12 protein-coding genes and 1 pseudogene are annotated in these 12844 nt (G+C 41.6%); 8 read left to right on the top strand and 5 right to left on the bottom strand.

What is annotated here, in order from left to right:
- Positions 1-63: 63 nt before the first annotated feature.
- The gene (locus NSQ72_RS05080) at positions 64-1233 is read right to left on the bottom strand and encodes an MFS transporter (RefSeq protein ID WP_144464938.1); all 1170 of its coding nucleotides are present in this window, start codon (positions 1231-1233) and stop codon (positions 64-66) included.
- Between the two features lie 145 nt (positions 1234-1378).
- Here NSQ72_RS05080 and pdxR point away from each other — a divergent pair, with 145 nt between their 5' ends.
- Positions 1379-2818, top strand: coding sequence for a MocR-like pyridoxine biosynthesis transcription factor PdxR (pdxR, locus tag NSQ72_RS05075; RefSeq protein ID WP_341083447.1), 1440 nt, complete (start codon positions 1379-1381; stop codon positions 2816-2818).
- A gap of 30 nt (positions 2819-2848) precedes the next feature.
- Here pdxR and NSQ72_RS05070 read toward each other — a convergent pair whose 3' ends face one another.
- Positions 2849-3331: a hypothetical protein gene (locus tag NSQ72_RS05070; protein WP_212043319.1), complete on the bottom strand. Its 483-nt coding sequence runs from the start codon at positions 3329-3331 to the stop codon at positions 2849-2851.
- 313 nt (positions 3332-3644) lie between these two features.
- Positions 3645-4223, bottom strand: a complete 579-nt coding sequence (locus NSQ72_RS05065) for a competence protein ComK (RefSeq protein WP_039177625.1) — start codon at positions 4221-4223, stop codon at positions 3645-3647.
- A 289-nt stretch (positions 4224-4512) separates the two neighbouring features.
- On the opposite strand from NSQ72_RS05065, the gene NSQ72_RS05060 reads away from it, so the two are divergent.
- Positions 4513-4749 (top strand): IDEAL domain-containing protein, encoded by a 237-nt coding sequence (locus tag NSQ72_RS05060; protein WP_008348804.1) that lies wholly within the window; start codon positions 4513-4515, stop codon positions 4747-4749.
- Positions 4750-4805: 56 nt separating this feature from the next.
- Here NSQ72_RS05060 and NSQ72_RS05055 read toward each other — a convergent pair whose 3' ends face one another.
- A complete protein-coding gene (locus NSQ72_RS05055; protein WP_024425480.1) occupies positions 4806-5666 on the bottom strand; it encodes an SDR family oxidoreductase in 861 nt (286 codons plus the stop codon).
- A gap of 142 nt (positions 5667-5808) precedes the next feature.
- On the opposite strand from NSQ72_RS05055, the gene NSQ72_RS05050 reads away from it, so the two are divergent.
- The 5 genes and pseudogenes from NSQ72_RS05050 (at position 5809) to NSQ72_RS05035 (ending at position 10906) form a co-directional block, all read left to right on the top strand.
- Positions 5809-7341, top strand: coding sequence for an FAD-dependent oxidoreductase (locus NSQ72_RS05050; RefSeq protein WP_212043318.1), 1533 nt, complete (start codon positions 5809-5811; stop codon positions 7339-7341).
- Positions 7342-7431: 90 nt separating this feature from the next.
- A pseudogene (locus tag NSQ72_RS19320) lies at positions 7432-7971 on the top strand (protoglobin family protein); the annotation flags it as partial.
- 144 nt (positions 7972-8115) lie between these two features.
- Positions 8116-8727, top strand: a complete 612-nt coding sequence (locus NSQ72_RS19315) for a methyl-accepting chemotaxis protein (RefSeq protein ID WP_404841197.1) — start codon at positions 8116-8118, stop codon at positions 8725-8727.
- 61 nt (positions 8728-8788) lie between these two features.
- Positions 8789-9373, top strand: a complete 585-nt coding sequence (locus tag NSQ72_RS05040) for a histidine phosphatase family protein (protein ID WP_039177618.1) — start codon at positions 8789-8791, stop codon at positions 9371-9373.
- Positions 9374-9760: 387 nt separating this feature from the next.
- Positions 9761-10906 carry a serine alkaline protease SapB gene (locus tag NSQ72_RS05035; RefSeq protein ID WP_341083441.1) on the top strand — a complete coding sequence of 382 codons (1146 nt, stop codon included), beginning with the start codon at positions 9761-9763 and terminating at the stop codon, positions 10904-10906.
- A 46-nt stretch (positions 10907-10952) separates the two neighbouring features.
- Here the strand turns inward: NSQ72_RS05035 and NSQ72_RS05030 are convergent, their stop codons facing one another.
- A complete protein-coding gene (locus NSQ72_RS05030; RefSeq protein WP_341083439.1) occupies positions 10953-12236 on the bottom strand; it encodes a M48 family metallopeptidase in 1284 nt (427 codons plus the stop codon).
- 177 nt (positions 12237-12413) lie between these two features.
- On the opposite strand from NSQ72_RS05030, the gene NSQ72_RS05025 reads away from it, so the two are divergent.
- The gene (locus tag NSQ72_RS05025) at positions 12414-12821 is read left to right on the top strand and encodes a hypothetical protein (protein WP_047202362.1); all 408 of its coding nucleotides are present in this window, start codon (positions 12414-12416) and stop codon (positions 12819-12821) included.
- Positions 12822-12844 lie beyond the last annotated feature (23 nt).

Here is a 12844-nt window from a genome sequence, read left to right as displayed (position 1 = left end):
TCATCTTCCCCTCTCCTCTCTATATTTTAAACGAATTGGAGGAGAAAGAGAAAGATGGACATCTTACTTTTGTTTCTGTCTGACACCTGAGATGAATAGAATGAGGCAGGCAGCCAAAACGAGCAAGAAAAAGAGGATTAATACGAGCTGAGTACCGTAAATATCAGCGAAGAGGCCAACAAACACACTTGGAATACCAAGACCTAAATAAGCAAACAAGTAATACCCTGCAACGGCTCTAGCCGCCTCTTTTTTCCCCCGCTCAACAATGAGCTGAAGTCCACCTAAATAAGTAAATCCATAGCAAGCAGTACCCGCCAGCATCGTTCCGGCAAGCACAAGGAAGATAGATCCGCTGTTTGCACCGTATAGCAAGAGGCCATATCCGCATGGAAGACAGATAAACCCCAAAAGAAGCGCTGTGCTGCTATTCATCTTGCGCACAAAGGGCTGCATCAGGACACCTGCCATATTAATCAAAAAGAGCGCCGGTCCTACCCACAATTCATAACCATTTAATTTAAGCTGTGCTGGCAAAATTGAAATGACAAGGCCGCACACCGACCACGCGATAGCAATGGCTGCATTCGCCGGCATTGTTCCTTTTGGAAATCTTGGCATGTTCATCATCGGTTTACCTGAATCTCCTTGGACAGGCGGCACGAAAAAGAAGACACCCACAATAGTTAAGAACAAAAAGGCCAGCACAATCCAATAGCTAAGCGGCGTGAGAGACACACGCTGAAAAGAAAGAAGTGCCGTAAAAAGAGCACCGCCCCCAAATCCAACCGAACTGCATAATGCAATAAAAGTTGGAATCCAGCTTGATTTCTCAGGATATAAAGCAATCAAATATGCGGTGCATGTTCCAACACTAAGACCAAGACCGACACCTTGCAGCAGCCGGGCAGCAAAAAGCATCTGTATGGAAGGATGTACAATCATCAACAAGGTGGCACATAACGAAAAGCTAAGCGCAACCAATAAAATCGGTTTGCGTCCAGCCCGGTCAGAAATACCGCCAAGAAAAAGCAAAACTGGAATGAGACCGAAGACATACGCGGCAAATACAAGTGCTGTTGCCGCCTTTCCGTACCCTGCTTGTTCTGCATATGCCGTATAAAGGGGCACTTGCAGATTCACAGCAATCGTAATCATAAAAAGACCAAGTAAAACGAAAATAAACGGGATGATGGATAAGTGTGCCGTTTCTTCTTTGGATGCTGGGATCATTTGACTCTCTCCTCTATATCATTACATATGAGAACAGTGTACACACCATTTGGCTTACTTCCTACATCCAAAAACGGCACTATTGACCAGTCCATAATTCCGTGTCATCATCATCTTATGATGTGAAAACGAGAGAAGGTGCACGATGTATATTCATTTAGACCGTTCAAGCGCCACCCCGCTCTGGCAGCAAATCGTAAATGAGATCATTCAAAAAATTCATTCACAAAAACTGCATCCTGACGATCAGTTAACACCGACAAGAGTGCTCGCACAGGAGCTTAATGTATCAAGATCAACCGTCCAGCTTGCCTACGATGAACTGCTGGCAAGAGGCTACGTCAGCACATCTAGAAGAGGCGGTACAAAGGTCATTTCAAGTGATCAATATACAGCTTCCCCTCCCCATCAAAGTGAACCGCCTTTCCCACCTCCGATAAGACCTCACTTTGAAGAAGCCGAAAAACAAATGGACCATTGGCTGTCAGCCAATCATTTTCATGAGAAGCTCGATATTGATTTTCGTCATCAGGAACCGGCGATCGATGAACACTTTCAAAACATATGGAAACGCTCGCTCATGAAAGCATTACAGCGATTAGATATGAAGAATTGGGGCTATTCCTCCCCGCATGGATTATGGGAAGTGCGTTCAGAAATACGCCAATATTTATCTGTTGAGCGCGGGATTGAAGTAGAAGAAGATCAAATGGTGTTAACAGGTGGCACCCAGCAAGCCATTGATTTGATTTCACAGGTATTGCTTAAAAAAGGGGATACAGTAGCTGTTGAAGATCCAGGTTTTCCTGGGGCAAGGCTGTCGTTTATGCATCGCGAAATGAACATTCACCCCGCACCAGTTGATGAAGAAGGAATGATGGTGAATACATTGCCCCAGCAAACAAAACTGATTGCTGTGACGCCCTCCCATCAGCGTCCAACTGGAGTATGTATGAGTGTAAACAGAAGGCAGCAGCTGCTAAAGTTTGCTGTCAGCCATCAGTCTTATATATTAGAGGATGATTTTGATGGAGATTATCGTTACCATGGCGGGCCGCTCCCTTCCCTATTTTCAGAAGCACCCGAGCATGTGATTTACATCTTAAGCTTCTCAAAGGTGCTGGCGCCTGGCATCCGCCTTGCTGCCATTATCGGCACCAAAGCAGTCATGAAAGAAATTGCCGCACTGCAATCACTCATTCAAAGACAGCTGCCCATTATGGAACAAATCACACTTGCTTCTTTTTTCAAAGAAGGAGAATTCACCCGATATGTCAGGCGAATGAGACAGCTGTATAAAAAAAGACAGGCGGCCATGATGGAAGCCCTTTTGGCACATCAATTTGACAAACACTTCCGTATCTATGGAACCGATACGGGCCTTCATGTCTTTTTAGAAGGAACACCAGACTTTGATGAAAAAGGAAGCATTGAAGCAGCAAAGGCAGCTGGCGTTGGCATTTATCCTTTAAGTCCTTATTGTTTTGAAAGCAATCGAAAGGGATTACTGCTAGGATTCGCCTGTACGGACGAAAGCATGATTCAAGAGGGCGTTCGCCGTTTAAAGAAAATACTTCACATCTAAAAAAGCCTGGAAGTAAACCTTCCAAGCTTTTTAGGATGATTGCTGAATCTGACCTACTTCTTCAATAAATGCGGCTGTCTGCTGCAAGCCATCCTGAAAATGATGGGTAGCGGATATAAACAGCTTTTCTTGATCGGGATGCTTCAAGAGCTTCTCCACCTTACTAACCCCTTTTTCAAATGAAGCCAGGCCCGTCTTTAATTGTTGATCGGCCTTTTGATAAGCGGCTGGAACTTCTTGATGATCAAGCCCTTTTTGAATCACACGATCAAATGCTTTCGTCGCTTCTGTCAATTTTTTATTTGTTTGAATTTTTCCATGTCCATCTGAGATAAACTGATCGGTCATCTTTTCATATGATTCATTTAACTCATTCATATAAGATTGAACCCATTGTTCATAAGCAGCTTCTTTTGCGTCTTGTTTTGAAGGCGATTGACCTGCTTGCTGACAGGCTGCTAGTAATGTCACTGTTAGGATAAATAGCAGCACCAAATGTGATTGTTTTTTCATACAGAGCCTCCATTTCTTCATCCCACTCGTTCATATCGGTCAAATATAAGCATCCTTTACTACATAAAAATACTTCGCAAGAAATGATTTTCTTTTATTGTAACAGACAGCTCGTGTCACTTCTGTGATTTATGATGAAAATACGTCTAAGGATTCACATTCCCCTGTCATTTCCCAATACAACCAATAGACGACGAGACATACGTATTTGGTTTCAATGAATTCATCTTTATGATGGATGTCCCCCTTTTTACATTGCATGAAGTCCATATGAGATAAGAGGTCCAGCGGCTGCTCTGCCGCTGGCTTTTGATTAATATCTGTTACGAAGCTCCCTTAATATAAAATCGTATACAAGATTGAGCTGCTGTTCCTTTGGATAGAGCATAAATTCTTGTTTCTTAGGAAGACCTCCATCAAGACGATCTTGAAATTTCGTTCGGAGATATGCTGTTCGGTGCACCTGACTCTCAAATGATTTATAAGAGACATCAAGTTTGATGGTTTGCTCATTTGTAAAGGTGACCACCGTGTCTCCGAGGGATGATTCCTGGAAGGTATGAATGTATTTGTGGGAGATCCAGCCGCACTGAGGACGGTTGGATGAATAGGTTGGGAAGAAATACAGATGATTGGATGAGTCAATCACAATTGGGGGTTTGTGAGAAATTCCTGTTACTTCGTATGTTCCCGCCTTTCTGCCTGCATAGCTTGAGCCGAAGAATCTACAGCTGCGTTCAATAATTTGCAGGGGCTTTAATTCAACATAAAAGCTTGTCTCTCTTTCGATGACTTTTGAATATACTCTTTTTCCTTCTTCAACTGAAAGGACCGCCATTGTTGTTTGATTAATGACGTATGAATCTAAAGGTGTTTCACTAATTCCTGACACTTCATTTCCTCCTGTGTTAATATTTGGTTATTTAAGATACTATTAATCTATCACCAACATATAAGAAACGACAGGATTTTTTCAAAATTTATTAAAATTCATCTTTTTATCATATTTTTTAGTCCATTCGATCTATCGAAAAGCTTTTTTTAAAGATATATCACATTCTGTCGATTGGACAAGTGATGTCGATTCTGCTCAAAAATAAATTGTCTAAAAATTATAAATTCTTGTTGATTTTTTCTCCGCCAATCCATATACTATAAAAAAGGCATCGGGGGGATTCTTTATGAAAGAGAAAAAAACGTATGCTGAGCTCATGAAGTCCCGCAACACCCAAAAAACCGAAGAAAACGGCGTCACCATTTTAGACATCTATATTCAAATGGTTTTAGATGAGGCGCTTTATAAACAGCGCTTAACCTTCCTAAGAGAAGAGATTGATAAGGCTCTGGATCAGCGTGATGAAAAGCGATTCAATGACTTGTCAGCTCAATATGCAGAACACTGCTTACATCAATCATGATGATTTTACTTGCGGCAGAGAGACAGCAACTTGTCTCTTTACCGCAAGTTTTTTGTTTATCCATTTAAAATGGTTCCGCCATTCACATGGAGCATTTGTCCATTCATATAAGATGAATCTTCACTTGCTAAAAATAAATAACTCGGTGCAAGCTCTACTGGCTCACCAGGACGCTCCATTGGGACATCCCCGCCAAATTCAGAGACTTCTTTTTCCGTAAAGGTTGATGGAATCAGCGGTGTCCAAATGGGACCCGGTGCTACCCCATTCACTCTAATCCCTTGTTTAATGAGCGATAAGGATAATGATCTCGTAAATGTCACGACCGCCCCTTTTGTAGATGAATAATCGATCAATGTTTCATGCCCTTTATAGGCGGTGACAGATGCTGTATTAATAATACTGCTTCCTTTTTTTAAATGAGGAAGAACAGCCTTTGTTAAATAAAACATGGCAAAAATATTCGTTTGAAACGTCCGAAGAAGCTGATGCGAGGTAATTTGCTCAATGCTTTTTTGCGGATGCTGTTCCCCGGCGTTATTCACCAAAATATCAATGGAACCAAACGCATCTTTTGTTTTTTTGACGACCTCATTTGAAAAAGCCTCATCCCCTAAATCACCTGCAATTAAGATGACACGGCCTCCCGCTTTCTCAATATAGTCCTTCGTCTCCTCGGCATCGCGATGTTCACTTAAGTAAACAATGGCGACATTGGCACCTTCTTTCGCAAATAAGACAGAGACTGCTCTTCCAATCCCGCTGTCTCCACCTGTCACAATGGCTGTTTTTCCCGCTAACTTTTTGTCCTGCACCTCACGATCAAAGACAGGTCTAGGGTTCATTTTATATTCAAGACCAGGACGTTCATTTTGGTGCTGAGGCGGCAATGTTTTCTTCGGCTGCTTTGTTGACACGTTAGTCCACTCCTTCCTTTTATCTTGTTTATTTTTATGTGCTGGCTCCTTTTTTATGTATGACGCCCTTGTTTCATTACAGATGTATGATTTTCATCATTGTGGAAAAATTATACACAACAAGTCAAGTGGAGGCGACAACATGGAACAAGAACATAAAGGAATGGAAGAGGCAAAATCGTTATGGCTGTCGGACAGCCGGAAGCATTCTTTTCCTTCTGTCAATGAAGATCTCACAGCAGATGTGATCATTGTCGGCGGCGGTATTACCGGTATCGCTGCGGCGTTTGAAATGACAGAGCGAGGATTAGATGTGATCATCATTGATGCCGAACAATTGCTGCAAGGCACGACCGGACACACAACGGCTAAAATCACCTCACAGCATGATGTGTACTATTATGAGCTGATTCAACAAATTGGCATGCCAAAAGCACGTTTGTATGTAGAAGCAAACGAAAAAGCAAAAGACCTCATTCAAGCTCGTATCAAAGAGCACGACATCGATTGTCAGCTAGAGATAAAAGATGCGTACCTTTATACAAAGGAAGAAAGCGGTGTAAAAAAGTTAAAGAAGGAATTAGATGCCTACAAACAGCTTGGTATTGACCGGGAATGGAAAACAGAGCTTCCTTTTGACGCTGACATCAAAGCAGCCCTTGCGATGACCAATCAGGCACAGTTTCATCCCCTTCATTATCTCAATGCGCTAATCGACAAGCTCCTAGAGCGAGGTGTACGTATCTTTGAACAAACAACCGCTATTGATGTAAAAGAAGGGAACCGGCCTGCTGTCGTCACAAAAAACGGACATCATCTGACAGGGCGCTACATCATTTCATGCTCACACTTTCCTTTTTATGATGGGAAAGGACTTTACTTCACCCGAATTCATCCAGAACAATCTTATGTCGTAGCAGCCAAAACGACAAAACCTCTCCCAGACGGGATGTACCTCGGAATTGATCAGCCTGCTCACTCATTAAGAACGGCAGAATGGCACGGCGAGGAAGTTGTCCTCATCGGAGGAGAAGGTCATAAAACAGGACAAGGCGGAGATGAATCCGCTCACTATGAAGGACTAGAAACGTTTGGAGACGCCACCCTTGGAATTGAAGAAGTGCTGTATCGCTGGTCGACACACGATATGGTCACAATGGATCAAATCCCTTACATTGGCCGCCTGACCAAACACCACCAGAATATCTTTGTAGCGACCGGCTTTAGAAAATGGGGCATGACCACAAGCCACGTGGCTGCTACTCTTATCGGTGATTTAATTGAAGGAAAATCGAATCCATACGAATCAATTTTTACGCCATCAAGACCTGTTACTGACTCTTTCGTCAAAGATTTCATAAAAGAAAATACCAATGTCGCTGCCAAGCTGATCAGTGGTAAATTCAAACGAACTGATCAAACAATCGATGATTTACAACCAGGCGAGGGCGGCATTATCTCGTATGAACATAAAAAGTGCGGCGCCTATAAATCAGAGGATGGAAATGTCTTTCTTGTCGATACCACATGTACTCATCTAGGCTGCGAAGTCGCTTGGAATAATAGTGATCGCACTTGGGATTGCCCGTGTCACGGTTCACGTTTTTCTATTACTGGAGAAGTAGTAGAAGGCCCTGCTAAAAAACCACTAAAAAGGTCGTATAAAGAACAGTAAAATTTCACTCTTCCCCTTTAAAAAATCCAATATTATCCGATAAAAAACATAAAGTCTGATATTTGTGATGATTATGGGGGGACAAACACATTGTTATTTAAAAAAGAGTCGAAAAGAAAAAACACTGCTTTTTTCACAGAGCAGGATGATGGGATAAAACGAATCAATTTCTCGAACAATACGGACATCGCTAAACAAATCAAAATGATCGACCTGACGCAGCATGACCTATTGATATTAAAGCAGCTCAATTCAATTGTTCAGGATGATATTGCACATATCGTTGATAAATTTTATAAAAATTTAGAAGTCGAGTCTTCCTTGATGCATATCATTCAAGACAATAGTTCTGTCGATCGTTTGAAAAAAACACTCCGCATTCATATTAGCGAAATGTTTGCAGGTGTGATTGACGAAAACTATGTGGCAAAACGCATTAAAATTGCTCAAGTTCATTTACGGATTGGACTCCAGCCTAAATGGTACATGGCCGCATTCCAAGACCTTCTGCTATCAATTATGGATTTATTCGCTAACCATATCCAAGATTTCAAAGAATATCAGACAGCAGTCAAAGCGACAACGAAAATTTTAAATTTAGAGCAGCAGCTTGTCCTAGATACATTCCAAAATGAATATTCTAAAATTCGTGATGAAGCAGAAGAGCAGCAGCAGGAGCTTCATACAAAAATCACGGAAACTTCAAATTCGCTTGCTTCGCTCTTCTCAAACACAACAAGTGCAGTTGACAAGCTTGTCTCAAAATCGGATGAGATGGCGGACATGTCACAAGCTGGAACACAAATTTCAGCACAGGTCGAAGAAAAATCAATCGGCGGTAAAAAAGAATTAGAAATTCAGCAAACACAAATGAATCAAATTGATGGTAGCATGACAAAGATTGAAACAGAAATTAAGCGCCTTGAAGAAATCGCTAAACAAATTGAACAAATCTTTGGGATTGTCACAGGTATTGCAGAGCAGACGAACTTGTTATCTTTAAATGCCTCAATTGAATCTGCACGAGCAGGTGAACACGGAAAAGGCTTTGCTGTCGTTGCAAACGAGGTGCGCAAATTATCAGAGGACACAAAGAAAACGGTTTCAACTGTATCTGAACTCGTTAACAATACCAATTCACAAATCGCCATTGTGTCTCAGCATATTGCGGACGTGAATTTACTTGTGACAGACAGTAAAGAAAAAATGACCCAAATCAATTCACTCTTTGATGATATCGTCAGCAGCATGAACTTAAGCAAAAACCAAAACGGAAAAATTGAAATTGACCTTCAGACCTTCCTTAACGAATTGAAGGAAGTCAAACAAACGGTGTCTCAAGTCGCAAGTTCCGTCGAATCCTTAACTAGCCTGACAAATCGCTAATACAGCCTTTTTTCTTCTGCTTTAGTATAATAGAAGAAAAGATAGAAAAGGCGGGATTTGATTGACAACAATTTGCCTAGTCAGACACGGGGAAACAGATTGGAATGCAGCGAAACGAATTCAAGGACGAACAGATATCCCTTTAAACGACAAAGGTAAATGGCAGGCTGAACAAACTGGACTTTACTTAAAGGATGTCCATTGGGATGTTGTCATTTCCAGTCCACTAACAAGGGCAAAAGAAACGGCACACTTGATTTTAAATCATGTCCATGCCCCACTTGTCATCATGGATGATTTCATTGAACGAGATTACGGTGACGCTGAAGGCATGTCATTTGAGGAACGTCAAAAGCTGTTTCCAGATAAACAGTATCCAAATATGGAACCACTTGAGACGATTCAAAACCGAATGTTAGAAGGTATTGAGAAAGTCAGAGCCGCCTATCCTGATCAACATGTCTTGATCGTAGCTCACGGCGCTGCTATCCATGCTTTACTCACCACTTTGGCTGATGAACATATGGGTCTACAGAACACGAGACTTGTCAATGCTTGCTTAAATTATGTGGAATGGTCAGATGGTAAATGGAAGGTTCGTGATTACAATGTGGTCAGCCATTTAACTCAATCCACCCCTTCTTAAAGAGCCTGTTATCTTAGCAGGTTCTTTTTTATGACAAAAACAATGATAAAATAATATTTTTTTATATCGAAATTCGAAATAGATGCTAGACGATTCTACCTATTTTATGGCTTTTCGGGTATCGAATATTTAACCGGAAATGGATCATGAGAAAAAAAGCACACTCCCTTTTTAATAGATCATCGCTGAAATGATAGAATAAACATATTTTACCACAAGTTCCAAGTGACTTAATTCCCCAATTTTCGCTAGGACTTTCACAAAAATTCAGGTCTACTCTTATTTGCCTACTTCCCTTAAACTGAATATACAGAATAATCAAACGGATCATTCTATTAGACTACGGATGATTATTCTGAAATAAGAAAAAAGGGATGTGGAATGTGCGTGAAAAAGAAAAATGTGATGACAAGTGTTTTATTGGCTGTCCCTCTTCTGTTTTCAGCAGGGTTTGGAGGCTACATGGCAAATGCCGAGACGGTCTCCAAAACAGATAGTGAAAAAAGCTATATTGTTGGTTTTAAAGCCTCCGCCACCACAAACAGCTCTAAAAAACAAGCTGTCATTCAAAATGGTGGAAAACTAGAAAAACAATACCGCCTCATTAATGCTGCACAAGTGAAAATGTCCGAACAAGCCGCCAAAAAACTTGAACATGACCCTAGCATTGCTTACGTAGAAGAAGACCATAAAGCAGAAGCATATGCACAAACCGTCCCTTATGGAATCCCTCAAATCAAAGCTCCAGCTGTACACGCTCAAGGTTATAAAGGTGCTAATGTCAAAGTAGCTGTCCTTGATACTGGAATCCACGCTGCACACCCTGATTTAAATGTTGCAGGCGGTGCGAGCTTCGTCCCTTCAGAGCCAAATGCCACCCAAGACTTTCAATCACATGGAACTCACGTAGCTGGAACCATTGCTGCCCTTGATAACACAATTGGTGTTCTTGGGGTCGCTCCAAGCGCTTCCCTATATGCTGTGAAAGTATTAGACCGTTATGGCGACGGACAATACAGCTGGATTATTAGCGGTATTGAATGGGCTGTAGCCAATAATATGGATGTCATCAATATGAGCTTAGGCGGACCAAGCGGTTCAACTGCGCTTAAAAATGCCGTCGATACAGCGAATAACCGTGGAGTCGTTGTTGTGGCAGCCGCAGGTAATTCTGGCTCTAGCGGCTCTAGCAGTACAGTTGGCTATCCAGCAAAATACGATTCTACAATTGCTGTTGCCAATGTAAACAGTAACAATGTCAGAAACTCATCTTCTAGCGCAGGTCCTGAATTAGATGTTTCTGCACCTGGTACTTCTATTTTAAGTACAGTGCCAAGCAGTGGATACACTTCTTATACTGGAACATCTATGGCGTCTCCTCATGTAGCAGGAGCAGCAGCGCTTATTCTTTCTAAAAACCCGAACCTAACAAATTCACAGGTTCGCCAGCGCTTAGAAAGCACAGCGACACCGCTTGGTGACTCATTCTATTACGGAAAAGGGTTAATCAACGTTCAAGCGGCTTCTAACTAACCAAGTGTGATAAAAAAATCCGGCTGATCCAGCCGGATTTTATTTATTACTGCTTTTTAGGAGGCTTCTCTTTTTCCGCCGCTTTTTCCATATCCATGATTCTCTCCATCATGGTTGGGTGTCCATAACGGAAAATCTTCACTAGAAACGGTGGATTCACCTGGGACAATCCTGATTTTGCAAGTTTTTGAAAAGACGTTACGCCCGCCTCCCCGTCTTTTGTCATGTTCACCGCATATTCATCGGCTGCCCGTTCTTGATGCCTTGACACTGCATTTGTAAAAGGTGAAGCTGCAAATGACAGCATCGATACGATGATGAAAAGAAGCGGAAGAGCAGCAATGTCGTGTGACACCTTCAGACGAAATGTGGCTGCCCCTTTTTGATAAAGATAAAAATAAAGACGATCGATCGCAAATAATCCGGCCAATGACAGCACTAAATATCCGGCTAATCCAATATAAACATGTTTCATGACGTAATGTCCCATTTCATGCGCCATGATAAATAAAATTTCGCGGTCTTTCAGCTTTTGCAGTGTTGTGTCCCATAAGACAATACGCTTATTTTCACCAATTCCTGTGACATAAGCGTTCATCGTGTTCGTTTTCTCAGACATATTGACCTCATACACATGATCTGCCGGAATATGCGCTTTGTCTGCAAGCGTTAATATCTTCTTTTCAAGCGCTTGATCCTTTAGTGGATAAAAATTGTTATATAACGGATCAATGATGACCGGCTGTATAAAGAAGAGAAACAGTGTAACTGGGACTGTCAAACACCACGCATACAGCCACCAGCGTTTTCTTCTCTTTTGAATCAGCCAAAAAAACACAATTGCACAAAGGGCAAGGAGCGGATATTGAATCCAAAAATCCAGTGTTTGATCTTTCAACCAGCTTGCCGTACTTTGTGCAGATACTCCGTAGTGCAAAGACAGCTGATAGCCAATCCACTTAATTGGGAATGAAATGAGCATTGTGAGAAGCGACAGCACAAACACGTACACAAGTTTGCTTAAAAACGTGAAACGAGCTGCTGCCAGGCTCCAGTCTGCTATTTTCCGTGAAAACCCTGAAATGAGCAAAAGGAAAAAGACATACCAATCTAATGGGATGGTTATGAAATACAGCAGGTTCCGTATGTTCGAGAAATTCTCGCTGATCGCAAGCTCATGACTTGTCATAAAAGTATGCGGATCTGCACTTGTCCCTTTTACGCTTTCAGGTACCGATGAATCCCCCATTAGAAACAAATATGAATAAATAAAAAGACCGTACAATATGTATGCTACCGTTGCAAGAGCTACCCATTTACGTACTCGCACAGGTCAGCCTCCTTTCCATTCCTCTCTCTATTCTAATCACTCTTTTTTTCGTTTAGAACCTGTCTCATGTGGCTCCATCATAGCATGCCCCATCTGAAAAAGCTTTCGCGAAAAAAATGATTATGCGACTCAAAAATCGGAGAAGCTACATGTATAACAGTGAGTTGGAGGATCAAAATGAAGAAAATCCTTGCAGGAGTTGTGATTTTGGGACTTTTATTCATCACCTTCTTTTATGTGTTCAGCCGGACGAGCGAAATCTTTGATGAAAATCGAGCAGAAAAATTGCTGCTCTCGCCAGCGAATGAATCCATCTCGTATGAAATAGATGATAAGGACACAGCAGAAGATCTAATTGAAGAATTAAATAAAGGCAGACAAACAAGCAATCATCTCAAGAAAAATTTAAAAAAGCCCGATTATATCGCCAAAGTGATGTTCGGACGAACAAACGGCACCACCTTTCAGCTTTGGACCGACCGATCACAAGTCGTTTTTTTAGTTGATGGAACGTTTTATGAACTGAATCAAAAACAGTCGAAATCTTTTCAGAAACAGTTAAAAGAAGCCATTCAAAAGAGCTAAAATGATCTTTTTAGCCCTTTGTC

It is taken from the genome of Bacillus sp. FSL R5-0659 (assembly GCF_038008785.1).
GTDB classification, from domain to species: domain Bacteria; phylum Bacillota; class Bacilli; order Bacillales; family Bacillaceae; genus Bacillus; species Bacillus safensis.
Note: the sequence above shows the minus strand (reverse complement) of the source record. Positions and strands in the feature narration are given on the sequence as shown.

Bases quoted from the DNA above. Each gene is read 5' to 3' on its own strand.
- NSQ72_RS05080 (WP_144464938.1), bottom strand. From the start codon at position 1,233: ATGATCCCAGCATCCAAAGAAGAAACGGCACACTTATCCATCATCCCG.
- pdxR (WP_341083447.1), top strand. From the start codon at position 1,379: ATGTATATTCATTTAGACCGTTCAAGCGCCACCCCGCTCTGGCAGCAA.
- NSQ72_RS05070 (WP_212043319.1), bottom strand. From the start codon at position 3,331: ATGAAAAAACAATCACATTTGGTGCTGCTATTTATCCTAACAGTGACA.
- NSQ72_RS05060 (WP_008348804.1), top strand. From the start codon at position 4,513: ATGAAAGAGAAAAAAACGTATGCTGAGCTCATGAAGTCCCGCAACACC.
- NSQ72_RS05050 (WP_212043318.1), top strand. From the start codon at position 5,809: ATGGAACAAGAACATAAAGGAATGGAAGAGGCAAAATCGTTATGGCTG.
- NSQ72_RS19315 (WP_404841197.1), top strand. From the start codon at position 8,116: ATGGCGGACATGTCACAAGCTGGAACACAAATTTCAGCACAGGTCGAA.
- NSQ72_RS05025 (WP_047202362.1), top strand. From the start codon at position 12,414: ATGAAGAAAATCCTTGCAGGAGTTGTGATTTTGGGACTTTTATTCATC.